Raw genomic sequence first — 24429 nt, forward strand, 5'->3', positions numbered from 1 at the left:
ATATAACATTGCGCAATGCATCGTTCGAATGCTCTCTCCTGATGAGGATCGCCCCCATGCCCGACCGTCTTCCCGTAACCGTGCTCTCCGGCTTTTTGGGTGCCGGCAAAAGCACGCTGCTCAATCACGTGTTGAAAAACCGCGACAACCTACGGGTCGCGGTGATCGTCAACGACATGAGTGAAATCAACATCGATGCCAGTGAGGTCCAGCGCAACGTCAGCCTTAACCGTGCCGAAGAGAAGCTGGTGGAGATGAGCAACGGTTGCATCTGCTGCACCCTGCGTGAAGACCTGCTCGAAGAGGTCGCCCGCCTGGCCCGGGAGGGGCGTTTCGATTACCTGTTGATCGAGTCCACCGGCATCTCCGAGCCGCTGCCAGTCGCCGAGACCTTTACCTTTCGCGACGAGCAAGGCCGCAGCCTGGCCGACCAGGCGCGCCTTGATACCATGGTCACCGTGGTCGATGGCTTGAACTTCCTGCGTGACTATCAGGCCGCCGAAAGCCTGGCCAGCCGCGGCGAAACCCTCGGTGATGAAGACGAGCGTTCGATCAGTGACCTGCTGATCGAGCAGGTGGAGTTCGCCGATGTAATCCTGCTGAGCAAGATCGACCTGATCAGCAGTGCCGAGCGCGAAGAGCTCAGCGCCATCCTGCGCAGCCTCAACGCCCAGGCGCAGATTGTGCCGATGGTCATGGGCCAGGTGGCGTTGCCACAGATCCTCAATACTGGCCTGTTCGACTTCGAGCGCGCAGCCCAGGCGCCCGGCTGGCTGCAGGAACTGCGCGGGGAGCATGTGCCGGAAACCGAGGAATACGGAATTGCCGCCACCACCTGGCAAGCCCGCCGGCCGCTGCATCCGCAGCGCTTTTTCGACTTTATCCACACGCCGTGGAACAACGGTCGGCTGCTGCGCTCCAAAGGCTTTTTTTGGCTGGCCAGCAAGCACCAGGACGCCGGTAGCTGGTCGCAGGCCGGCGGCATGATGCGCCATGGCTTTGCCGGACGCTGGTGGCGCTTCGTTCCACGCGAGCACTGGCCGCAAGATGAGCAGAGCACTGCGGCGATCCTCAAGAACTGGAGCGCCGAATGCGGTGATTGCCGTCAGGAGCTGGTGTTTATTGGCCAGAACATCGACTTCGCGCGGCTGGATGCCGAGCTCTCGGCCTGCCTGCTCGACGATGCAGAAATGGCGGCGGGTGTGCACAGCTGGCAGCAATTGCCCGACCCGTTTGGCCCCTGGTTCGACGAGGAAGCGGCGTAATGCGCCAGGCGTTCGGCGAAACGCCCCAGGTGCTCACCGAGGCGTTGCAGGACGGGGTAAACCTTGCGGTTTGGCAGCGGCGCCTGCCGGTGCAGATCGAGGACTTTGCCCGGTTGCTGTTGTCGTTGAACCAGCCACTGGGTGAAAGCCGGGTAATCGAACTGGATGACCAGCATCAGTTGCCGGACCTCAACGGCTTGCTGGGTGGCTATGCCGACCTCGAGGGCCAGAGGGCGTTTCTCATTGACGTTGCCTGGCTGGTGAGTGCCTACGCTTGCCTGCTCGACGCCCGGCGTGTCGGTCTGCGGTTACAGGTGCTGAGCAGCGCCATGTGCCCGCGGTTTCATGTCGACCATGTACCCCTGCGTTTGCTGAGCACCTATGCCGGCCCAGGCAGTGAATGGCTGGAAGAAGGTGCAATCGACCGATCGCAGCTTGCCCGGGAGCAGCCCGATGCCAGTGCGGTCCGCCAGTTGGGCAGCGGTGAGGTGGCCTTGCTCAAGGGCGAGAAGTGGCTCGGCAACCAGGGTGGCGGGCTGGTCCATCGCTCGCCGGCGCTGTTGAATGGCGAACGTCGCCTGATTCTCAGCCTTGACTGGATGGCCTGAAATAGCGGCATAGTGGCGAAAATTTCAGGCACTCTCCGTCCCATGTTGCAGAACATTCCTACCCACGTGATTGCCGGCCCGCTCGGTGCCGGCAAGACCAGCCTGATTCGTCAACTGCTGGCGCAGCGGCCCGCCGATGAGCGCTGGGCGGTACTGATCAACGAGTTTGGCCAGATCGGCCTGGATATGGCGCTGCTGGCCAGCGACGATGACGGTATTGCCTTGGGTGAAGTGGCCGGTGGTTGCCTGTGCTGCGTCAACGGCATGCCGTTTCAGGTTGGCCTGGGTCGCTTGCTGCGCAAGGCCAGGCCACAGCGGGTATTCATCGAACCGTCCGGGTTGGGTCATCCGCTGCAGTTGCTTGAGCAACTGCGTTTGCCGCCTTGGCAAGGCGTGTTGGCGGTACAACCGGCGGTGCTGGTGCTGGATGCCGAGCAATTGGCTGCAGGTATTGCTCTGCCTGAAGCCCAGCAATCGACCCTGGCCAGCGCTGGATTGCTGGTGCTGAACAAGTCCGCCGGGTTGGATGCACAACAGCGCTTGTGGATAACTTCTCAGCTACCTGCTGCTCGCCTGTACTGGACCGATCATGGGCAATTGCCCTGGTCCGAAGTGCCTGTGGAAAGCTCTGCAGCGCCACTTCCCGCCGCTGTGGATAAGCTCGCGGCAGTCAATATTCCCGGGGTCGTCAGCAGCCTGTGGACAAATCCACAGGAGCCTATTTGCAGTATTCGGCAGGCCGCAGAAGGTTGGAGCATAGGTTGGCGCTGGCACCCGGGTCAGGTGTTCGATCGCCCCCGTCTGGAGCGCTTTCTGCAGGGGCTGGACTGGCGTCGGGCCAAGGCAGTTATCCACAGTCTGGATGGCTGGCAGTCGATCAACGCTTTGGCAGGGCAGCCTACATTGCAGTGGAGCAACAGTGAATGGCGCCGCGACTCGCGGCTGGAGCTGATCTTCGCCGAGCCGCAGGCCCCTGAACCATTGCAGCAAGCCATGCTGGCCTGCCGCGTCTAGTTGCGCCAGCGGTTGTGGTCCTGGCGCCACTGGTTCATCTCGACGACGTTGTCGTGATGTTGTGGTGTCTTGATCTCGAACGGGTAGGGGGCCAGTTCGATTTGCATGGTGTGCGCGCCAAACTGGGTGACGGTACCGGGGTGGCGCTGTTCGCCGGTCACGGTGAATTCGAAGTTGTACACCCGGGCCAGGCGCTTGCGGCCGTTGGCGTCGCGCACAAAACCGATGCGCTTGAGCGCGACATTGCCATCAAGCAGCTCCAGATCGAGTTTGGCGCAGTGCTGCTTGACCCGCTCCAGAGCCTTTTCACGCAAGCCGTGGTTATGCCACAACCAGGCGCCCGCCGTGGCCAGCAGCATCAGCACGAAGAGATTTCCCAGGGTCAACATTTACATATGCTCCAACGAGGTATGCCCAGCTTAACTGCCTCCCCGGTCTGTCGTACAGGTGGCATTTAGCGCCATACTGCGTGCCTTGTTTTTCATTCCTACGCTTTCGGAAGACCTGCATGAAACGTACACCGCATCTGCTCGCCATCCAGTCCCACGTGGTTTTCGGCCATGCCGGCAACAGCGCTGCGGTGTTTCCCATGCAGCGGGTCGGGGTGAAGGTCTGGCCGCTCAATACCGTGCAGTTCTCCAACCATACTCAGTATGGTCAGTGGACCGGAGAAGTGCTTGCTCCAGCGCAAATTCCTGCGCTGGTTGAGGGGATTGCGACGATCGGTGAGTTGGGCAACTGCGACGCGGTGCTGTCCGGCTACCTGGGCAGTGCCGAGCAGGGGCGGGCGATCCTCAGCGGTGTGGCCCGGATCAAGGCCGCCAACCCGCGCGCCTTGTACCTGTGCGACCCGGTGATGGGCCATCCGGAGAAGGGCTGTATCGTCCCGGCCGAGGTCAGCGAGTTCCTGGTGGAAGAAGCACTGACCACCGCCGACGTGCTGTGCCCGAATCAGCTGGAGCTGGATAGCTTCTGCGGGCGCCGGGCCGAGTCGCTGCAAGACTGTGTCAGCATGGCCCGCAGCCTGTTGGTGCGAGGCCCGAAAGCTATCCTGGTAAAGCACCTGGCCTATCCCGGGCGCAGTGTCGAAGACTTTGAAATGCTGCTGGTTACCGCCGACGGTAGCTGGCTTATCCGCCGCCCGTTGCTGGCATTTGCGCGCCAGCCAGTGGGCGTGGGTGACCTGACGTCGGGCTTGTTCCTGGCGCGTTTGCTGCTGGGCGATGACTGGGTCACGGCGTTTGAATTCACCGCCGCCGCAGTGCACGAAGTGCTGCTGGAAACCCAGGCCTGCGCCAGCTACGAGCTGGAACTGGTGCGTGCCCAGGACCGCATCGTGCACCCACGGCTGCGCTTTGCAGCGCAGCCCCTGGCCATTTAAAGGGCATCGCCCTTGAGTTCCTGGTAGCGCTTTTCCAGCTCCTGACGGATCAGCCGGCGCTGTTTGCCCTGCAGGAAACGGCGCTTTTCTTCGCTGGTTTCAGGCTGGCGGGGCGGCACCGCCACCGGCTTGCGGTCATCGTCGACGGCGACCATGGTGAAGAAACAGCTGTTGCTGTGGCGCACCGAGCGTTCGCGAATGTTTTCGGTGACGACTTTGATGCCGACTTCCATCGAGGTGTTGCCGGTGTAGTTGACCGAGGCGAGGAAAGTCACCAGCTCGCCGACATGCACCGGTTCGCGAAAGACCACCTGGTCGACCGACAGGGTCACCACATAACGGCCGGCGTAACGGCTGGCGCAGGCATAGGCTACTTCATCGAGGTATTTGAGCAGGGTGCCGCCGTGGACGTTGCCAGAAAAGTTGGCCATGTCCGGGGTCATCAGGACGGTCATCGACAGCTGGGCGTTTCCAGGTTCCATAGTGTGCTCACGGTAAGGTTGCGCTGAGGCGGGGTGGCGATTGCTATTCACGCTTCTTTCCCCCAATACGATTCCCATCTAGTAAGACGGGACGCTGACAGCGGCCTTGCCGTCACGCTGTTTGTGCCATTTACGGCGATGCTTTGGTCGATCTGTTTCTTCATATTGCACCGGCTTCTAGCGACAAGCGGCGGTGTTAACCTGAGGAAGCCCATGCAAGGTGGGCTTCCTACATTTAAAACGCTATGTATCCGTAACTCAATCAGACAATGCTTCGGGTGGGTTGCGGCTTGTCTCTGGATACCAGGTAAGGAGTCCCACGCCGTGCATGCCATCAGCTTTATTCAGGATTTGGCAGTGATCATGCTGGTTGCCGGGGTGGTCACTATCCTGTTTCACCGTTTCAAGCAGCCCGTGGTGCTTGGCTACATCGTTGCCGGCTTTATCATCGGCCCGCACACCCCGCCGTTCGGCCTGATTCATGACGAAGACACGATCAAGACCCTGGCAGAGCTCGGGGTGATCTTCCTGATGTTTTGCCTGGGGCTGGAGTTCAGCCTGCGCAAACTGTTCAAGGTCGGGGCCACAGCGTTCATCGCAGCGTTCCTGGAAATCGTGCTGATGATCTGGATCGGCTTCGAGATCGGCCGCTGGTTCGGCTGGAGCACCATGGACTCCCTGTTCCTCGGTGCGATCCTGGCGATCTCCTCGACCACCATCATCGTCAAGGCGCTCAACGACCTGAAGATGAAGAACGAGCGCTTTGCCCAGCTGATCTTCGGTGTGCTGATCGTCGAAGACATCCTTGGCATCGGCATCATCGCGTTGCTCTCGGGCATCGCCGTCAGTGGCACTGTGAGCTCCGGCGAGGTGTTTTCCACCGTTGGCAAGCTGTCGCTGTTCATGATCGTTGCGCTGGTCATCGGCATCCTCCTGGTGCCGCGCCTGTTGGCGTACGTGGCCCGTTTCGAAAGCAATGAGATGTTGCTGATCACCGTCCTGGGCCTGTGTTTCGGGTTCTGCCTGCTGGTGGTCAAGCTTGAGTACAGCATGGTCCTGGGTGCCTTCCTGATCGGTGCGATCATGGCGGAATCACGGCAATTGCTGAAGATCGAGCGCCTGATCGAGCCGGTTCGCGACCTGTTCAGTGCCATCTTCTTCGTTGCCATCGGCATGATGATCGACCCGTCGATCCTGCTCGAGTACGCCTGGCCGATCGTGGTCATCACCATTGCCGTGGTGCTGGGCAAGATGCTTTCCTGCGGCATGGGCGCCTTTATCGCCGGTAACGACGGACGCACCTCGCTGCGGGTAGGGATGGGGCTGTCACAGATTGGCGAGTTCTCTTTCATCATCGCCGCGCTGGGCATCACCCTGCAGGTCACCAGCGACTTCCTCTATCCGGTGGCGGTAGCGGTATCGGCCATCACCACGCTGCTCACGCCCTACCTGATTCGCGCTGCCGACCCGTTGTCGCTGAAGCTGGCCAAGGTCGTGCCGGGGCGTCTGGCGCGGGTGTTGTCGCTGTATGGCGAGTGGCTGCGCAGCATTCAACCCCATGGCGAAGGGGCGATGCTGGCCTCGATGATCCGGCGGATTCTGCTGCAAGTGGGGGTGAACCTGGCGCTGGTGGTGGCGATCTTCTTCAGCGGTGGTTATTTCGCCGCCCGCATTGGTGACTACCTGAGCGAGTGGGTCAGCGATATTGGCCAGCAGAAGGCCTTGATCTGGGGCGCGGCGCTGATGCTGTCGCTGCCGTTCCTGATCGCGGCGTACCGCAAGCTCAAGGCACTGTCGATGTTGCTGGCGGAGATGGGGGTCAAGCCGGAGATGGCCGGGCGGCATACCCAGCGGGTGCGACGGGTGATCGCCGAGGTGATTCCGCTGCTGTCGCTGCTGGTGATTTTCCTGCTGCTAGCGGCGTTGTCGGCCAGTATCCTGCCGACCAGCGAGCTGCTGTTGCTGATCGTGGTGGTCGCGGCGGTGGTGGTGGCAGTGCTGTGGCGCTGGTTCATCCGTGTGCACACACGCATGCAGATCGCTTTGCTGGAAACCCTGGAAAACAACCAGGAGAACCACCACTAAGAGGCGCTTCCTGCGCGGGGCGGTTCGAATGTCCGAGGGGATGGAGCGGTAGCGAAGCGCCACGCGCAGGAAGGCGTGGCGATTCTACGAACATTAATAGCCAAGAGCCATTACTTTGTGTGGTTATTTCTCATTCAGCTTTCCAGCCAGACGTCTCGGGCCCAGTGCCAGACCGACTCCCAGCTGTCTTCGGTAACGATCTCTTCTTCACCGGACCACAGCACCACGGTGCCATCTTCTTCGACGCAGTAGTAGTCGTCGCCGTCCTGGCAGATCGGGATCAGGTCGCGCGGCACGCCGGCATCCCAGGCATTGGCCGCCACGTCCGGCAAGTAGGTATGCGACTGCGGGTCGGTGACAGTGACCGGCTCGAGGCTACCGTAGACCACGTCGCTGACTGTCAGCAGGAACTCCTTGAACACGAACGGAATGTTGATAAACAACTCTTCTTCGATTTCGACCAGCTGGTCTTCGTCCGGCAACTCCAGCGGCACCGGTACCGGTTCATTGGCTTCTCGGAGCTGTTCGATGACTTCTTCCACGGTTCTATCCTCTAACCTTTACGACACGCTGCGCGTTATACCCTAGTAGCCCGCTGCGCTAAAAGCAAAACCCCGGGACAAGCCCGGGGTTTTTTTGTGCAATGCCTCAATATCAGCCGTTCTGGCGGATCCCGGCAACCAGCCAAGGCTGGTTTTCGCCTTGGGCGCGTTCCATGTTCCAGCTTTCGCTGAACGGTTCGCCCTGGTCAAAGCGCGAGGTTTTCGACACGCCGCTGAAGGTCAGGGTGGCGATGGTCTTGTCGGCGCGGTCGTCGACACCTTCGAGCTGCACGTTCAGGTCGTCAATGTAGGTGGACTGGAAGCCATCACCCAGATCAGCGCGCTCCTGCTTGAGGAACTGCAGCATCTGAGGGGTGACGAATTCGGCGATCTTGTCCATTTCATTGGCATCCCAGTGCTGCTGCAGCGACTGGAAGTGGTTGCGGGCAGCGGCCAGGAAGCTCTGTTCGTTGAACCAGGCCGGTGCATTGATCACCGGGCGGGCAGCGGCGGCAGGCGCAGCGGAACCACCGAAGATCGACGGCTGGGCTGGCTGCTGGTGCACTTCGCGCTGGAATGGCGCGTGGCCGGCGGCGGCCATTTGCGGCTGCTGCTTGCGGCGACGGGCGGCGATGAAGCGGAACACCAGGAAGGCGATCAGCGCCATGATCAGGATGTCGAAGATCTGCATGCCCTGGAAGCCGTCGCCCATGAACATGGAGGCCAGCAGGCCACCGGCGGCGAGGCCGGCCAGAGGGCCAAGCCAGCGCGAAGCACCACTGGCGGCGGCAGGTGCGCGACCTGGCGCGGTTGGCGAGGCAGCCGGAGTCGTCGGGGCCGCCTGACGGGTCTGGTGGGTTGGCGCGGCGCCCGAGCTCTTGCCGCCGCCGAAGCGTTTGGCGTTGGCGTCGAGACTCATCGTCAGGCCGATGCACAGCGCCAAAGCGATGCTAAGAAAACGTTGCATAGAAGGGTATTCCCGTTTTGTGGATTGCACGCGCGTCATGGTGCACAGGTTGTAGGACACATGACCAGCGCCATAATGTTTCCAGCTTTTGCCTGAATTGTCTGTATACGCTGTAGGAGCGGGCTTGCCCCGCGATTTGCGGTTTGCAAGTCACATTGCATCGCGGGGCAAGCCCGCTCCTACAGGGCCTCAAGCTTGGCGTAGCCAAGCATCAGCCACTTGCTGCCTTCGGCGAAGTTGACCTGGACCCGGGCCTGGGCGCCGGAACCCTCGAAGTTGAGGATCACCCCTTCGCCGAACACCGCATGTTGCACACGCTGACCCAGGTTGAAGGCGGTCTGCGGAATGTTGGCGTTGGCAAACAGGCTGCTCGAGTTCTGCTGCTGGCCGGAGCTGAACGGGCGGCTGACGCTGTTGGACAGGCGCACTTCCTGAACCAGGCCTGCCGGAATTTCGCGTACGAAGCGCGAGACCTTGTTGTAGGTCTCGCTGCCATACAGCCGGCGAGTCTCGGCATAGGTCATCACCAGTTGCTGCATGGCGCGGGTGATGCCGACGTAGGCCAGGCGGCGCTCCTCTTCAAGGCGGCCGGGTTCTTCCAGGCTCATCTTGTGCGGGAACAGGCCTTCTTCCATGCCGACCAGGAATACGTGAGGGAATTCCAGGCCCTTGGCACTGTGCAGGGTCATCAGCTGGATGCTGTCTTCGTGCTCGTCGGCCTGGGCGTCGCCGGCTTCCAGCGAGGCGTGGCCGAGGAAGGCCGCCAATGGCGACAGTTCGGCGTCTTCTTCGCTGTTTTCGAAGTTGCGCGCGGCGCTGACCAGTTCCTCAAGGTTCTCTACCCGGGCCTGGCCTTTTTCGCCTTTTTCTTCCTGGTGATAGACGATCAGCCCGGACTGCTCGATGACCGTCTGGGTCATCAGGTGCAGGGGCATTTCCATGACCTTGGCGGCGAGGTTCTCGATCATTTCCATGAACGCGCCCAGGGCGCTGGCAGCGCGGCCCTTGAGCGCCTTGTTGGCGATCAGCAGGCTCATCGACTCCCACATCGAGACCTGGGCGTGGCGGGCGTGTTCGCGAATCGCTTCGACGGTCTTCTCACCGATGCCGCGCGGCGGCACGTTGATCACCCGCTCAAGGGCGGCGTCGTTGCCGCGGCCTTCGAGCAGGCGCAGGTAGGCCATGGCGTTCTTGATCTCGGCACGCTCGAAGAAGCGCTGGCCGCCATAGATGCGGTAAGGAATGCGTTCGCGCAGCAGTGCTTCTTCAAGCACCCGCGACTGGGCGTTGGAGCGATACAGGATGGCAATATCGCTGCGGGCCAGGCCGGTCTTGAGCGCGCTTTCGATGCTCTCGACCACGTAGCGGGCTTCGTCGTGCTCGTTGAAGGCGGCGTACAGGCTCAGCGGTTCGCCATCGCCACCGTCGGTCCACAGCTCTTTGCCCAGGCGCCCGCTGTTGTTGGCGATCAGGGCGTTGGCCGCCTTGAGGATACCGGCGGTGGAGCGGTAGTTCTGCTCCAGGCGGATCAGCTCGGCGTCAGGGAAGTCGGCAGTGTACTGATGGATGTTCTCGATCTTGGCGCCACGCCAGCCATAAATCGACTGGTCGTCGTCGCCGACCACCATCAGGCTGTCACCGCCCTTGGCCAGCAGCCGCAGCCAGGCGTACTGCACGGCGTTGGTATCCTGGAATTCGTCGACCAGCACATGACGGAAGCGCCGCTGGTAGTGCTCGAGCAGGCCAGGGTGGTCACGCCACAGGTCCAGGGCGCGCAGCAGCAGCTCGGAGAAGTCGATGACGCCGGCGCGCTGGCAGGCGGTCTCGTAGGCTTCATAGATGCTGCGCATGGTGCCCAGGAACAGGTCGCCACTGGCCTGGATGTGTTGCGGGCGCAGGCCTTCGTCTTTCTGCCCGTTGATGAACCATTGTGCCTGGCGCGCTGGCCAGCGTTGTTCATCCAGGCCCAGCTCGCGGATCACCCGCTTGACCAGGCGCTGCTGGTCGTCGCTGTCGAGGATCTGGAAGTTCTGGTTCAGCCCCGCCTCTTGCCAGTGCGCGCGCAACAGGCGGTGCGCCAGGCCGTGGAAGGTGCCTACCCACATGCCGGCCGGGTTGATGCCCATCAGCTGTTCGATACGCTGGCGCATCTCGGCAGCGGCCTTGTTGGTGAAGGTCACCGACAGGATCGAGTGCGGCGAGGCCTGCACGACCTGGATCAACCAGGCGATGCGGTGCACCAGCACACGGGTCTTGCCGGAGCCGGCACCGGCCAGGACCAACTGACGACCGACCGGCGCAGCTACAGCCTGGCGTTGGGCGTCGTTGAGAGAGTTCAACAGGAGAGAGAGATCATCGCGCATCCGGCCATTTTAGGGGCGCAGACGACCCTTGGGCAAATATACAGTAGAAAAACTTGCCGCTGACGACTGGCTGGTCATCGGCTGCAGCCCAAGGCCTGCGTGCTTGAGCGCCTGCCGTCGGGAAACGCAATGAAATAATTATGATCCAGAGCAGTTTGGCCCGAGAGCTTGCTTGTGTATGCTCCGTGCACGTTTAAGGCTAACCATTACAAGAACACTGCCTATGACTCTTGGTTCCGACTCCATGAGCGCCCCTTCCGAAGCGCGCCGGAGTATTCGCAAGCACTTCGCAACCCAACTGGCCGTCGAGCGCACCCGCCTGCTGTATCAGGGCTCATTGCTGCCGACCCTGTTCATGCTGCTCAATGGTCTGGTCTGTGCCTGGTTGCTGTGGAGCCCGGCGCGCTACCTATTGGTCAGTATATGGATTGTCTGGCTGACGGCGTTGGTGGCCTTGCGGGTGATCCAGGTCGCCGCCTTCGATGCCGCCATGCCCGCTCGACAGGCCCAGCCAAGCTGGTGGCGAATGTTCCTGTTCGGTTCGGCCTTCAGTGGCCTGACCCTGGCCAGCGCGGCGATCGCCCTGGTGCCGGTGGATAACTTCGTCCAGCAGGCCTGGGTATTCGGCCTGCTGGGGGCGGCAACGCTATCGGCCAGCGTCGCCTATGCCGTCAGCCTGCCGGCCTTCCTTAGTTTTACCTTGCCGTGCCTGCTGCCGCCGATTGCCTTCCTGTTCTGCAATGGCGATGAGCAGCAGCGTGGCTGGGGCTGGCTTGGCCTGATTTTATTGCTCGCCTTGTCAGTGGTGGCCTGGCAGGTCAACCGGCTGATCGAGCGTGGGCTGTTGCGGCGCTTTCAGAATCAGGAGCTGATCGAGCACCTGCAAACGGCACAAAGCCGCAGCGAACGACTTAACCAGGCATTGGCCGAGGAGGTCGAGCAGCGTCGGCTGATCGAGGAGCAACTGCGCGAGGCGCAAGTAGGCCTGGAGTCGCGCGTCGCCCAGCGCAGCCAGGAGCTGGATGCTGCCAACCAGGCCCTGAGCAAGAGCGAACAGCGTCTGGCCCTGGCCCTGGAGGCCAGCGAACTGGGGCTGTGGGACTGGAACCTGGAAACCGACGAGATCCACCATACCCAGTTGCGCGAGTTGTTTGGCCTGGAGCCTGACCAGGTTCAGGAAATGCTCGCGCACCTCAAGCCACGCCTGCATCCCGATGACGTGCCGCTGCTCAAGCGCACCCTGGTCGAACACCTCAAGGGCCGCAGCGAGGATTACCGCATCGACTACCGGGTGCGTCACCGCCAGGGCCACTGGTGCTGGATCGAGGACCGAGGCCGGGCAGTGGAGCGCAGTGCCAGCGGGCGGGTGCTGCGCATGCTTGGCACCCGCCGGGATATCAGTGCGCAAAAAGCCCAGGAAGAACAGCAGCGCATGGCCGCCACCGTATTTGAGGCGGCCAGCGAAGGCATCGTGATTCTCGACCCTGATTATGTGTTGCTGGCGGTCAATCAGGCCTTCTGCCGGGTTACCGGCTACAACCGCGAAGAATTGCTTCAGGGCCGGTTACTGGAACTGCCCTGCAGTCGCGACGCCCGTCGCCACTCTCAGGCCATTGAGCTGGCACTGGAGCAGCAGGGCAACTGGCAGGGGGAACTGGTCGAGGCGCGCAAGAACGGCGAGCTTTATCCACAGTGGCTGCAGCTCAATGGCGTGCGCGATGCACGGGGCAATCTGACCAGCATCGTCGGCTTCTTTACCGACCTGTCGGCGCGCCGCGAGTCCGAGGAGCGCCTGCGGTACCTGGCGCACTACGACGAGCTGACGGGCCTGGCCAACCGCGCCCTGTTCCGCCTGCGCCTGCATGAGGCCGGCGAGCGCCTGCGCCAGAGCGGGCGCGGCCTGGCCTTGCTGCACATCGACCTGGACCGCTTCAAGCTGCTCAATGACAGCCTTGGCCACGAAGTTGCCGACCAGTTGCTCAAGCAAATGGCCCAGCGCATCAGCAATGCCATGCCCGAGGCCGATACGGTGGCGCGCCTGTCCGGCGACGAGTTTGCCGTGCTGTTCGATGCCTACAGCAACCTGTCGAGCCTGGTGCGTGTGGCCAGCCGTTTGCTGGACAAGCTGCGCGTACCGCTGCGGGTCGATGGCCACGAGCTGGTGATCAGCGCCTCGGTAGGCATCAGCCTGCTGGCCGATACCTCGCGGGATGTCACGGTACTGGTCAGCCAGGCCAACACCGCCATGCAGCACGCCAAGCACCTGGGCGGCGACAACTTCCAGTTCTACACCGAGAGCCTGCAGGCCAGTACCCTGCAGCGCCTGCAACTGGAAAACCACCTGCGCAAGGCCATCGAGGAGCGTCAGCTACAGGTCTACTACCAGCCCAAGCTGTGCCTGGCCACTGGCCGTCTGCATGCTGCCGAGGCGCTGGTGCGCTGGCAGCATCCGCAGTGGGGCATGGTACCGCCGTCGGACTTTATCGGCCTGGCCGAAGAAACCGGCCTGATTGCGCCGATGGGCGAATTCGTTCTGCGCCAGGCCTGTTGGCAGGCCTGCGAGTGGCAGCGCATGGGGCTTGCGCCGATCCGTGTATCGGTGAACCTGTCGGTCTATCAGTTGCGCCACGGCAAGCTGGTCAGCCTGGTGCGCCAGGTGCTCGATGAAAGTGGCCTGGCGCCGCATCTGCTGGAGCTGGAACTGACCGAGAGCCAGTTGCTCGATAGCGTTGAACACATCATCGCCACCTTCCGCCAGTTGCACGAACTGGGAGTGAAGCTGGCCATCGATGACTTTGGCACGGGCTACTCATCGCTCAGCTACCTCAAGCGCTTCCCGGTGGATTACGTAAAGATCGATCAGGCCTTTATCCGCGGCCTGAGCGAAGGCAGTGAAGATGCCGCGATCACCCGGGCAATCATCGCCATGGCCCAGAGCCTCGACCTTCAGGTGGTCGCGGAGGGCGTCGAGACCCATGAACAGCTGGAGTTTTTGCGCAAGCAAGGCTGCAATGAAGTGCAGGGTTACCTGATCAGCCGGCCGGTACCGGCGCAGGAGCTGGCCGAGCTACTGGCCAGTCACTACAGCTTCTAGAGGTGCCAGGCGCGGCCCTGGTGCGCCAGCAGGCTGTGGGCCTGATCCGGGCCGTTGGAGCCGGCGTGGTAGGGGCGCGGCGCCTGGAAGTGCTCCTGCCAGCCGGTGAGGATCGGGTCGACCCAGGCCCAGGCAGCCTCGACTTCGTCACGGCGCATGAACAGCGTCGAATCGCCTTCGAGCACATCCAGCAACAGGCGCTCATAGGCGTCCCAGCGACGGGTCTGGCCGAAGACCTGGGCCAGGTTGAGGTTCAGTTCCACCGGCTCCAGGCGCATGCCCTTGCCGGGGGTCTTGGTCATCATCTGCAGGCTGATACGCTCATCGGGTTGTAGCTGGATCAGCAACTGGTTGGCCTGGTCGCCCTCAAACAGGCGGTGCGGCACGGGTTTGAACTGGATGACGATCTGCGACGAGCGCTTGGCCAGGCGCTTGCCGGTGCGCAAATAGAACGGTACGCCGGCCCAGCGCCAGTTATTGATATGCGCTTCTACGGCGACGAACGTCTCGGTATCGCTGTCGTTGTCGACGTCTTTCTCGAAATAGTAGGCCGGTACTTCCTGGCCGCCGATCTTGCCGGCGCTGTATTGGCCGCGCACGGTCTTGTCTTGTACATCCTGGCCGGTGATCGGTTGCAGGGCCTTGAGAATCTTTACTTTTTCGTCACGCACCGCCTCGGCCTCGAACTGCGCTGGCGGTTCCATGGCCACCAGGCAGAGCAGTTGCAACAGGTGGTTTTGCAGCATGTCGCGGGTGGCGCCGGCACGGTCGTAGTAGGCGCCGCGATTTTCTACGCCGAGGGTTTCGCAGACGCTGATCTGCACATGATCGACCTGGTTGTTGCGCCATACCGGTTCGAGCAGGGCATTGGCAAAGCGCAGGGCCATGAGGTTCTGCACCGTCTCCTTGCCCAGGTAGTGGTCGATGCGAAACACCTGCGATTCAGCGAAAACGGCGCCAAAGGCCTGGTTGATTGCCGTGGCCGATTCCAGCGAGTGGCCAATGGGCTTTTCCAGCACGATACGCGCGTCGTGATCGGCCAGGCCTGCGACTTTCAGGTGGTTGGCTATCGGCACGAACAGATTGGGTGCGGTGGCCAGGTAGTAGATCCGGGTCAGGCCGCCCGCTTCACCGAGAAAGCGCGCCAGGCGGACGAAATCGGCGCTTTGCGAGGCGTCCATGGGGAAGTAGTCCAGCCGTGCAGAGAAGCGCGCCCAGACATCTTCATCGAAGTCGGCGCGGGCAATCTGCGCCCGGCAGCGGCGTTCGGCGAGCTTGAGGAATTCATTGCGCGGCAGATTGCTGCGGGCCAGGGCAATGATGCGTACGGCCGGGTGCAGGCGAGCCTCGCGATACAGGTGGTAGAGCGCCGGAAGCAGTTTGTGCAGGGCCAGGTCACCGGTGCCGCCGAACACCATGATGTCGCAAGGGATAGTCAATACCACCACTCTCCTAGTTCGTTTAGCTGGGCGGGTCGCCGGTCATGTAGTATAACTACAAGAAAGCTACAACCCGGTCAGTCGATCATAACCGAGTCCTGCCCTTGAATCTGTTGCAACACATCGCCCAGTCGCGCCATCTGCTACGCAAATCGGAACTCAAGGTTGCCGATCACGTGCTGCTTGATCCAGCGGCCGTCATGCATAGCTCCATGGCCGACCTTGCCCACAGCGTTGGTATCAGCGAGCCGACTATCGTGCGCTTTTGCCGTGCGATCGGTTGTTCCGGCTTTCAGGACCTCAAGCTCAAGCTGGCCCAGAGCCTGGCGGCGGGGGCGAGTTTCGGCCAGTTCGCGATTCATGAGGACGACTCGGTTGCCGACTACAGCCTGAAGATCTTCGACACCACCTTGCATACGCTGATGGAGGTGCGCGAGCACCTCGACCCGCAGGCCTTGCAACGTGCGGTTACGGCCATGGCCCAGGCCCAGCGCGTCGAGTTCTATGGTTTTGGTGCCTCGGGTGCGGTGGCGGCCGATGCCCAGCACAAGTTCTTCCGCCTGTTGCTGACGGCGGCGGCTTACTCCGACCCGCACATGCAGGCGATGTCGGCGGTTACCCTCAAGCCTGGCGATGTGGCGATCTGCATCTCCCAGTCGGGGCGCTCCAAGGACCTGCTGATCACCGCCAACCTGGTGCGCGAAAGCGGCGCCACGCTGATCACCCTGTGCCCGAGCCAGACGCCGCTTGCCGAGCTGTCGACCGTCAACCTGGCCATCGACGTGCACGAAGACACCGAGATCTACACCCCCCTGACCTCGCGTATCGCCCACCTGGTGGTGATCGACGTGCTGGCCATGGGCGTTGCCATGGCCCGCGGGCCGAGCCTGGTCAACCACCTCAAGAGCGTCAAGCGCAGCTTACGCAGCCTGCGTTTGTCGCCCAAGTCGATCAAGGCTATGGACGACTGAGGCCTGTAGGAGCGGGCAAGCCCGCTCCTACAGGTTCATTGATTTGTCATTGGCTCGCCGCCAAATCGTAATGCCACGTCGTCAGGCTGAAGCTCCCGCACTCGAAAAGGGAGATATGCAATGGCTCGTGAATTCGATGGCTCGTACCAACCCAACGCCAAATCCCGCAAGCAGCAGGAAAAAGATCAGCGTCGCATGGAGTTTCGCCGCGCGATCGAAAGCTACTCCGAGCAGCGCCGCCTGCTGCAGGAAATCACCGACTACGCCGACCTGCAGACCCTCAGCGTGTGGCAGGTATCGGCGGCAGAATCCCCGAGAAACGCTCAACAAGCCCGCTGATCTGCGCACGTTCGCTACGAATGAACGCTAAAAAGGCCAGGGCCACCGGCGACTGCCGCTTGGCCTTGGACTGCACTACGCACCAACTGCGGTACAGTGGCAGCTCTTCGACCGGCAGCTCGCGCAGCACGCCAGTGGCCAGTTCCAGGTTCAGCGCGTGGCGGGTCAGCAGGGCAATGCCCAGGCCTGCGATCACGCATTCGCGCTGGGCATCGGCCGAGGCCACCTCCAGCGTCTGGGTGAAGTGCACACGCTTTTCCTTGAAGTACTCTTCGCAAGCCTTGCGCGTCCCCGAGCCCTGTTCGCGCACCAGCAGGGTGTGCGGCTCAAGGTCCTGCAGGCGCAGGCTGTCGAGCTTGCACAGTGGGTGATCGGGCGGCGCCACGGCTACAATTGGATTGTTCAGGAATGGCAGGAACTCCAGGCCCATGTCCTGAGGCACCATGGACATGATGATCAGGTCATCGCGGTTGTCCGAGAGGCGACGGATGGCCTGGGCCCGGTTCACTACCGTGAGGGTAAGATTGACCTCAGGGTGCAAGCGCTTGAAGGCGGCGAACAGGTGCGGGACGAAGTATTTGGCACTGGACTCGACCGCCAGCTTCAGTTGCCCTTGCAGCGAGCCCTGCATGTCCGAGAGCTGCATGTCGAGGCTCTCCAGGCGCCCGAAGATGTCGCGGCTGGCGCGCTGCAATGCCTCGGCGGCGTCGGTCAGGTAGAGCTTTTTGCCGACGTACTCGAACAGCGGCTGGCCGACCAGTTCTTCGAGTTGGCGGATCTGTAGACTAACGGCGGGTTGCGTCAGGTTCATCTCCTCGGCGGCCCGGCTATAGGAACGCAAATCACAGACCTCATTGAAGATCTGAAGTTGACGCAATGTCATACGCATCAATGACTTACGCATTTCTCTCAAGCCCCGGCAAAACCTTGTAACAGCACTATAAGCTTTTGCTTATGCACACCCTAATAAATATTGATTTTTGTTTATCCAGAGACAGCGCTAGGGTAAAGATGCGACTGGCCAGCGACGATTGGTCACGCGCCGACCGGCGACGCCGGCTCGATTGTTCTAGCGGCCTTGGGAATACTCCAGTGATAAAAAAGATCCTGATCGCCAACCGCGGTGAAATTGCTGTTCGAATCGTGCGTGCCTGCGCCGAGATGGGCATCCGTTCCGTGGCGATCTACTCAGACGCCGACCGCCATGCCTTGCACGTCAAACGTGCCGATGAGGCCCACAGCATTGGTGCCGAGCCCCTGGCCGGCTACCTGAACCCGCGCAAGCTGGTGAACCTGGCCGTGGAAACCGGTTGTGATGCGTTGCATCCCGGTTATGGTTTTCTGTCTGAGAACGCTGAACTTGCGGACATCTGCGCCGAACGTGGGATCAAATTCATCGGCCCTTCGGCTGAAGTCATTCGCCGCATGGGTGACAAGACCGAAGCTCGCCGCAGCATGATCAAGGCCGGTGTACCGGTCACCCCGGGCACCGAGGGCAACGTCGCCGACATCCATGAAGCGCTGCTCGAAGGCGATCGCATCGGTTATCCGGTGATGCTCAAGGCCACTTCCGGTGGTGGCGGCCGCGGTATTCGTCGCTGCAACAGCCGTGAAGAGCTGGAGCAAGCGTTCCCGCGGGTGATCTCCGAGGCAACCAAGGCTTTCGGTTCGGCGGAAGTGTTCCTGGAAAAATGCATCGTCAATCCCAAGCACATCGAGGCGCAGATCCTTGGTGACAGCTTCGGCAACGTCGTGCACCTGTTCGAGCGCGACTGCTCGATCCAGCGGCGCAACCAGAAGCTCATCGAAATCGCTCCGAGCCCGCAACTGACCCCCGAGCAGCGCGCCTACATCGGTGACCTGTCGGTGCGCGCGGCCAAGGCCGTGGGTTACGAGAACGCCGGTACCGTGGAGTTCCTGCTCGCCGATGGCGAGGTGTACTTCATGGAGATGAATACCCGGGTGCAGGTGGAGCACACTATCACCGAAGAAATCACCGGCATCGACATCGTCCGCGAGCAGATCCGCATCGCTTCCGGCCTGCCGCTGTCGGTCAAACAGGAAGACATCCAGCACCGCGGCTTTGCTTTGCAGTTCCGGATCAATGCCGAAGACCCGAAAAACAACTTCCTGCCCAGCTTCGGCAAGATCACCCGTTACTACGCACCCGGCGGCCCGGGCGTGCGTACCGACACGGCGATCTACACCGGCTACACCATTCCACCGTTCTATGACTCCATGTGCCTGAAACTGGTGGTCTGGGCGCTGACCTGGGAAGAAGCCATGGACCGCGGCCTGCGGGCCCTGGACGACATGCGCGTGCAAGGGGTGAAGACCACCGCCGCCTATTACCAGGAAATCCTGCGCAACCCGGAATTTCGCAGCGGTCAGTTCAATACCAGCTTCGTTGAAAGCCATCCGGAACTGACCAACTACTCGATCAAGCGCAAACCCGAAGAGCTGGCCCTGGCCATCGCTGCCGCCATCGCCGCCCACGCAGGCCTATGAATGCAGCCGCAAGCTGCAAGCGGCAAGCTGCAAGTAGAAGCGGATCGGCTTTTTCTTGCGGCTTGTAGCTTAAAGCTTGCCGCTATGAGGAGATAAGAATGTCCAAGAAGATCTTTGTTACCGACACAATCCTGCGCGACGCCCACCAGTCCCTGCTGGCCACCCGCATGCGTACCGAAGACATGCTGCCGATCTGCGACAAGCTCGACAAAGTCGGCTACTGGTCGCTGGAAGTCTGGGGTGGGGCGACTTTCGATGCCTGCGTGCGCTTCCTCAAGGAAGACCCGTGGGAGCGCCTGCGCAAGCTGCGCGCAGCATTGCCCAACACCCGCCTGCAGATGCTTCTGCGTGGGCAGAACCTGCTGGGCTACCGCCACTACAGCGACGACGTGGTCAAAGCCTTCGTCGCCAAGGCGGCGGTTAACGGCATCGACGTGTTCCGCATCTTCGACGCCATGAACGACGTGCGTAACCTGCGTGTCGCCATCGAAGCGGTCAAGGCCGCCGGCAAACATGCCCAGGGCACCATCGCCTACACCACCAGCCCCGTGCACACCATCGAAGCCTTCGTCGCCCAGGCCAAGCAGATGGAAGCCATGGGTTGCGACTCGGTGGCAATCAAGGACATGGCCGGCCTGCTGACCCCGTACGCCACCGGCGAGCTGGTCAAGGCACTGAAGGCCGAGCAGTCGCTGCCGGTGTTCGTCCACTCCCACGACACCGCCGGCCTGGCTGCCATGTGCCAGCTCAAAGCTATCGAGAACGGCGCCGATCATATCGACACCGCCATCTCCAGCTTTGCCTGGGGCACCAGCCACCCGGGCACCGAGTCGATGGTCGCGGCCCTCAAGGGCAGCGAATTCGACACTGGCCTGAGCCTGGAGCTGTTGCAGGAAATCGGCCTGTACTTCTATGCCGTGCGCAAGAAATACCACCAGTTCGAAAGCGAGTTCACCGCTGTCGATACCCGCGTGCAAGTCAATCAGGTACCGGGCGGGATGATTTCCAACCTGGCCAACCAGCTCAAGGAGCAGGGCGCGCTCAACCGCATGAACGAAGTGCTGGCGGAGATCCCGCGGGTGCGTGAAGACCTCGGCTTCCCGCCGTTGGTGACCCCGACCTCGCAGATCGTCGGCACCCAGGCGTTCTTCAACGTACTTGCTGGCGAGCGCTACAAGACCATCACCAACGAGGTGAAGCTGTACCTGCAAGGCGGTTACGGCAAGGCCCCGGGTGTGGTCGACGAACAACTGCGGCGCCAGGCCATCGGTAGCGAAGAAGTCATCGATGTGCGTCCGGCTGACCTGCTCAAGCCAGAAATGACCAAGCTGCGCAATGACATTGGCGCCCTGGCCAAGTCGGAAGAAGACGTACTGACCTACGCCATGTTCCCGGACATCGGGCGCAAGTTCCTCGAAGAGCGTGAGGCCGGCACCCTGACTCCTGAAGTGTTGCTGCCGATTCCGGAAGCCGGTGCCGTGGCTTCGGCCGGCGGCGAAGGCGTACCGACCGAGTTCGTCATTGACGTGCACGGTGAAACCTACCGGGTGGATATCACCGGTGTTGGCGTCAAGGCCGAAGGCAAGCGCCACTTCTACCTGTCCATCGACGGCATGCCGGAAGAAGTGGTGTTCGAGCCGCTCAACGAGTTCGTCGGCGGTGGCAGCAGCAAGCGCAAACAGGCCAGTGCGCCGGGCCATGTCAGTACCACCATGCCGGGCAACATCGTTGATGTGCTGGTCAAGGAAGGCGACATGGTCAAGGCCGGCCAGCCAGTGCTGATTACCGAGGCAATGAAGATGGAGACCGAAGTGCAGGCGGCAATTGCCGGCAAGGTCACCGCCATTCACGTGGCCAAGGGCGACCGGGTCAACCCGGGCGAGATCCTGATCGAGATCGAGGGCTGATGTTCAGGCCCTCATCTACAAGCGGTTAACCTCTGGGGGGCGTATGCTCCCCTTTTTTTTTTGCACGCACCTACCGACACGCTTGCAGTGTTCGCACCTGCCCTTCAGGGCGTTGGTTATCTTCCGCCAACCAGCGCTCAAACCCCGCCGCAATCGCCGGCCATTCATCATCGGTAATCGAGAACCACGCTGTGTCGCGGTTACGGTCCTTGATCACCATATGCTTGCGAAACACCCCTTCGAAGGTGAAGCCAAAGCGCAGTGCAGCGCGCTTGGAGCGGGCGTTGTCGTTGTTGCACTTCCATTCCAGGCGGCGGTTGCCCAGCGCGAACGCCAGCTTGCCGAGCAGGTAGATGGCTTCGGTACCCTTGGGCGTGCGTTGCATGGCAGCGCCGAAGGCGATGTGGCCAATTTCGATGCGGCCCTGTTCGGGCACGATCGACATCAAGCTGAGGATGCCCTGGGTCTGGCCGCTGGCCAGGTCAATGACGCTGTAGAACAGCGGGTCGCTGCTGGCGGCGTTGATGTCGAGCCAGTGATCGAAATCCTCGCGTTCGCTGAACGGACCGTAAGCCAGGTAATCCCACAGTTTGTTATCGGCCTGGGGGCCCTGGAACACTTCCCAGAGGTCTTCGGTGTCGCGCTTGGGGTCGAGTTTTTCCAGGCGTACGAAGCGCCCGGTCAATGTCGAAGGTTGCGGGCGCTTGGCCGGATGCCAGTGCAATGGGCTGTTCATGGGTGGCTCCTCTGGCTTACAGCGGTTTGCGGAACTGAATGAAGCCGGGCCGCTCGGCGACTTGCTCGTACAGGCTGATAGCCGTGGCATTGGTTTCGTGGGTCAGCCAGTGCACCTTGGCGCAACCTGCCGACTTTGCCGTAGCGTAGACATATTCGATCAATTGGCGGCCGATACCCAGGCCACGCTGCTCACTTTGCACGTACAGGTCTTGCAGGTAGCAGGAATTCTCGATGCTCCAGTTGGAGCGGTGATAGATCCAGTGGACCATGCCTAGCGCCTTGCCGTCGACCCAGGCCAGCGCGGCATTGGTTGGCTCGCTGGGGTCGAGCATGCGCTCCCAGGCCACGGCGCTGACTTCGTCGGCGATGCGTGTTTGGTAAAAGCGCTGATAAGCCTGCCACAGTGGCAGCCAGGCACTGTGATCGGCGGCAGTGACGGGGCGGATGGTTACGCTAGCCATAGGCATGCTCCTTCAAGGTTGGCCCATCAGGGCGGCCAGTTGGTTGTCCAGGGGATCGGTACTGTTGGCCAGGCCTTTGCGCACGCCTTCGATATCGATGGCCGAACGGTTCTGGCTAAGTTTGCGTGTGCCTTGCAGGCGCTCGATGGGCAGGGCGAAGCCGACGATCGCCTTGAGCATGCCGGCCATGTAGTCGGCCGGTGCTTCTTCCACCGACCAGGGCTTGGCCTGGCTTTGTTCATGCTGATCACTCAGGCGCCTGACGATAGCCAGCAGGCGCTCGGCGTCGTGATACACCTCGGCCTTGCCCCAGGCGTGCACCGTCACGTAGTTCCAGGTCGGTACCGTGCGCGGGTCGTCGATCTTGCTGGGGTAGTAACCCGCGCTGACATACGCATCCGGCCCGGCAAACACCACCAGCACCTCGGCGCCGTTGGCCAGCTCCTGCCATTGCTTGTTGGCCCGGGCGAAGTGGCCGTACAGGGTGCCGTTGCTGCCCTGGCTGCGATCCAGTAACAGGGGGAGGTGGCTGGCCTGCAGACCCTGCTCGCCGTGGGTGACCAGCACGGCGAGGCGCGTTTGTTCGATCTGCTGATGCAGGCGGTCGAGATCGGTTTCCTTGTGGCTCGAAGGTGTGAACATATGAATTGTCCTTGGCGAATGGCTCAATCCTAGGCAGGCTATTGGACTAAGGTAAGAGCCATTTCAAGCTAATTTCATAGGTCCAATGTCATGAGCGAGCGTCCTTTCACTTTGCCGTTCGACCCGACGGGCATCGTCCTGGATCGCCGTCAGGGCCTTAGCCGCCAGCTCTACCATGCCCTGCGCCTGCGGGTGCTGGACGGTCGCTTGAGCAGCGGCACGCGCTTGCCGGCGACCCGCGACATGGCGCAGGTGCTAGCGCTGTCGCGCAACAGCGTAGTGCGCGCCTATGACCAGCTGTATGCCGAGGGCTATATCGAAAGCCGGGTGGGCGATGGCACCTATGTCAGCCACCTGCCAAAACTATCCACAAAAGTATCCACAGGGTTATCCCTGGGTTTTTCCACAGGGTTATCCACAAAAACAGCGGAAAATACTGAGGATTCATCCAGTAAAGTTATCCACAGTGGTCCAATGCACCGTCTGGAAAACAACCATCTACCGGCGCCTAAAAGCGGTCCGCCGCGGGCTTTTCGTGTCGGTTTGCCGGCGTTCGACCTGTTCCCGTTCGACGTCTGGGCCAAGCTTCAGGCGGGTTTCTGGCGTAATCCCGATCCTGCTGCGCTGGGTTATGGCGACCCGGCTGGCGAGCCGCAACTTCGCGAGCTGATCGCGACCTATTTACGTCGATCTCGTGGGCTTTCGTGTGCGGCTGAACAAATTGTGATCACCAGTGGCGCGCAGCAGGCCATTAGTCTTTGTGCACAGCTGTTGCTGGAGCCTGGCGAAGTAGTGGCTGTGGAAAACCCCGGCTACCGCGCCGCTGGCAACGCCTTCGCATTGACCGGGGCAACGGTACAAGGAGTGGCGGTGGACCACGAAGGGCTCGACTGCGCGGCGCTCAATGCCGTGGAGCATTGCCGCCTCAGCTACGTGACGCCGTCTCACCAGTACCCGACCGGCGTCACCATGAGCTTGGCCCGGCGCCTGGAATTGCTGGCCTGGGCCGAGCGCAAGGACGGCTGGATCATTGAAGACGACTACGATGGCGAGTACCGCTACAGCGGCGACCCGCTGGCGCCTTTGGCGGCACTGGATCGTAGCGGGCGGGTGTTGTATGTCGGCACCTTCGGCAAAATCGCCTTTCCGGCGCTACGCCTGGGCTACCTGGTGCTGCCAAAGCAGCTGGTACAAGCCTTTTCCCGCTGTCGGGCGCTGGCCGTGCGGCACTCGGAGGTGGGTACTCAGGCGGTGATGGCGCAGTTCATGGCCCAGGGGCATTTTCAGCGGCATATCCGGCGCATGCGCAGGGCCGCACTGAGTCGACGCAATGCGTTAAAGGCTGGGTGGCCCATGGACGTTCCCGGCGTTGGCGCCATGCCGGACGTCGCGGCAGGATTGCACGTGAAAGTCGATATCGACAGCTATGCCCGCGAGCAGGAGTTGATCGCCCGTGCTGAAGCGGTAGGCGTTGAGCTCAATGCCCTGAGCGATTACTGGCTGCCGGATTCGACGGTCCCTATGGATGAGCGCGCGGGGCTGGTACTGGGCTTCGCCGCCGTGGGCGAAGCCGCTATTGCCGATGCCCTGGCCCGCTTGCGGCGGGCCTGGCGTCAGTGACGA

General features: G+C 61.8%; 21 protein-coding genes. 11 read left to right on the forward strand and 10 right to left on the reverse strand.

The features are described 5' to 3' along the window. Window positions 1-56: 56 nt before the first annotated feature. From zigA to UW3_RS0112270, 3 genes are read left to right on the forward strand one after another with little or no spacing between them, the layout of a single operon-like run. A complete protein-coding gene (gene zigA / locus UW3_RS0112260; protein ID WP_010222777.1) occupies window positions 57-1265 on the forward strand; it encodes a zinc metallochaperone GTPase ZigA in 1209 nt (402 codons plus the stop codon). Further along, a complete protein-coding gene (locus tag UW3_RS0112265) occupies window positions 1265-1873 on the forward strand; it encodes a DUF1826 domain-containing protein (protein WP_010222778.1) in 609 nt (202 codons plus the stop codon). Before zigA ends, UW3_RS0112265 begins: the two co-directional genes overlap by 1 nt. Window positions 1874-1915: 42 nt before the next feature. Continuing rightward, entirely contained in the window at window positions 1916-2887 is a 972-nt protein-coding gene (locus UW3_RS0112270; protein ID WP_010222779.1) for a CobW family GTP-binding protein, read from the forward strand. Here UW3_RS0112270 and UW3_RS0112275 read toward each other — a convergent pair. Beyond that, a complete protein-coding gene (locus tag UW3_RS0112275; protein ID WP_010222780.1) occupies window positions 2884-3276 on the reverse strand; it encodes a DUF3301 domain-containing protein in 393 nt (130 codons plus the stop codon). The genes UW3_RS0112270 and UW3_RS0112275 overlap by 4 nt on opposite strands. A 119-nt stretch (window positions 3277-3395) precedes the next feature. Here UW3_RS0112275 and pdxY point away from each other — a divergent pair, with 119 nt between their 5' ends. Then, a complete protein-coding gene (gene pdxY / locus UW3_RS0112280; RefSeq protein ID WP_010222781.1) occupies window positions 3396-4268 on the forward strand; it encodes a pyridoxal kinase PdxY in 873 nt (290 codons plus the stop codon). On the opposite strand, the gene UW3_RS0112285 is transcribed toward pdxY, so the two are convergent. Next, complete coding sequence (locus UW3_RS0112285; RefSeq protein ID WP_010222782.1) at window positions 4265-4750, reverse strand: acyl-CoA thioesterase; 486 nt, start codon at window positions 4748-4750, stop codon at window positions 4265-4267. The genes pdxY and UW3_RS0112285 overlap by 4 nt on opposite strands. Before the next feature lie 324 nt (window positions 4751-5074). Here UW3_RS0112285 and UW3_RS0112290 point away from each other — a divergent pair, with 324 nt between their 5' ends. Then, entirely contained in the window at window positions 5075-6835 is a 1761-nt protein-coding gene (locus UW3_RS0112290) for a cation:proton antiporter (protein ID WP_010222783.1), read from the forward strand. A 134-nt stretch (window positions 6836-6969) separates the two neighbouring features. Here UW3_RS0112290 and UW3_RS0112295 read toward each other — a convergent pair whose 3' ends face one another. The 3 genes from UW3_RS0112295 to uvrD form a co-directional block, all read right to left on the reverse strand. Further along, the gene (locus UW3_RS0112295; RefSeq protein ID WP_010222784.1) at window positions 6970-7377 is read right to left on the reverse strand and encodes an SMI1/KNR4 family protein; all 408 of its coding nucleotides are present in this window, start codon (window positions 7375-7377) and stop codon (window positions 6970-6972) included. Between the two features lie 112 nt (window positions 7378-7489). After that, window positions 7490-8344, reverse strand: coding sequence for a TIM44-like domain-containing protein (locus tag UW3_RS0112300; protein WP_010222785.1), 855 nt, complete (start codon window positions 8342-8344; stop codon window positions 7490-7492). A gap of 179 nt (window positions 8345-8523) precedes the next feature. Continuing rightward, window positions 8524-10707, reverse strand: coding sequence for a DNA helicase II (uvrD, locus tag UW3_RS0112305; RefSeq protein ID WP_010222786.1), 2184 nt, complete (start codon window positions 10705-10707; stop codon window positions 8524-8526). Window positions 10708-10930: 223 nt separating this feature from the next. Between uvrD and UW3_RS0112310 the strand changes: the two genes are divergently transcribed. Further along, complete coding sequence (locus UW3_RS0112310; RefSeq protein WP_010222787.1) at window positions 10931-13801, forward strand: EAL domain-containing protein; 2871 nt, start codon at window positions 10931-10933, stop codon at window positions 13799-13801. Here UW3_RS0112310 and zwf read toward each other — a convergent pair. Beyond that, on the reverse strand, window positions 13798-15240 hold the full coding sequence (zwf, locus tag UW3_RS0112315) for a glucose-6-phosphate dehydrogenase (protein WP_010222788.1): 1443 nt from the start codon (window positions 15238-15240) through the stop codon (window positions 13798-13800). The genes UW3_RS0112310 and zwf overlap by 4 nt on opposite strands. Window positions 15241-15344: 104 nt before the next feature. Here zwf and hexR point away from each other — a divergent pair, with 104 nt between their 5' ends. Beyond that, a complete protein-coding gene (gene hexR / locus UW3_RS0112320; RefSeq protein ID WP_010222789.1) occupies window positions 15345-16211 on the forward strand; it encodes a transcriptional regulator HexR in 867 nt (288 codons plus the stop codon). A gap of 120 nt (window positions 16212-16331) precedes the next feature. Next, window positions 16332-16550: a PA3496 family putative envelope integrity protein gene (locus UW3_RS0112325; protein ID WP_026001293.1), complete on the forward strand. Its 219-nt coding sequence runs from the start codon at window positions 16332-16334 to the stop codon at window positions 16548-16550. On the opposite strand, the gene UW3_RS0112330 is transcribed toward UW3_RS0112325, so the two are convergent. Beyond that, a complete protein-coding gene (locus UW3_RS0112330; RefSeq protein WP_162471128.1) occupies window positions 16492-17439 on the reverse strand; it encodes a LysR family transcriptional regulator in 948 nt (315 codons plus the stop codon). The genes UW3_RS0112325 and UW3_RS0112330 overlap by 59 nt on opposite strands. Window positions 17440-17642: 203 nt before the next feature. On the opposite strand from UW3_RS0112330, the gene UW3_RS0112335 reads away from it, so the two are divergent. Further along, window positions 17643-19058, forward strand: a complete 1416-nt coding sequence (locus UW3_RS0112335) for an acetyl-CoA carboxylase biotin carboxylase subunit (protein WP_010222792.1) — start codon at window positions 17643-17645, stop codon at window positions 19056-19058. 98 nt (window positions 19059-19156) lie between these two features. Then, window positions 19157-20965 (forward strand): sodium-extruding oxaloacetate decarboxylase subunit alpha, encoded by a 1809-nt coding sequence (gene oadA, locus UW3_RS0112340; RefSeq protein ID WP_010222793.1) that lies wholly within the window; start codon window positions 19157-19159, stop codon window positions 20963-20965. A 70-nt stretch (window positions 20966-21035) separates the two neighbouring features. Here oadA and UW3_RS0112345 read toward each other — a convergent pair whose 3' ends face one another. Genes UW3_RS0112345 through UW3_RS0112355 form a run of 3 tightly spaced genes read right to left on the reverse strand, consistent with a single transcriptional unit; the run spans window position 21036 to window position 22806 of the window. After that, entirely contained in the window at window positions 21036-21701 is a 666-nt protein-coding gene (locus tag UW3_RS0112345) for a GNAT family N-acetyltransferase (RefSeq protein WP_010222794.1), read from the reverse strand. A 16-nt stretch (window positions 21702-21717) separates the two neighbouring features. Continuing rightward, window positions 21718-22164: a GNAT family N-acetyltransferase gene (locus UW3_RS0112350; RefSeq protein ID WP_010222795.1), complete on the reverse strand. Its 447-nt coding sequence runs from the start codon at window positions 22162-22164 to the stop codon at window positions 21718-21720. Window positions 22165-22176: 12 nt separating this feature from the next. Next, window positions 22177-22806, reverse strand: a complete 630-nt coding sequence (locus UW3_RS0112355) for an FMN-binding negative transcriptional regulator (RefSeq protein WP_010222796.1) — start codon at window positions 22804-22806, stop codon at window positions 22177-22179. 90 nt (window positions 22807-22896) lie between these two features. On the opposite strand from UW3_RS0112355, the gene pdxR reads away from it, so the two are divergent. Further along, complete coding sequence (pdxR, locus tag UW3_RS0112360) at window positions 22897-24426, forward strand: MocR-like pyridoxine biosynthesis transcription factor PdxR (RefSeq protein WP_010222797.1); 1530 nt, start codon at window positions 22897-22899, stop codon at window positions 24424-24426. Window positions 24427-24429: the final 3 nt, after the last annotated feature.

The organism is Pseudomonas donghuensis, from assembly GCF_000259195.1.
Classification (GTDB): Bacteria; Pseudomonadota; Gammaproteobacteria; order Pseudomonadales; family Pseudomonadaceae; genus Aquipseudomonas; species Aquipseudomonas donghuensis.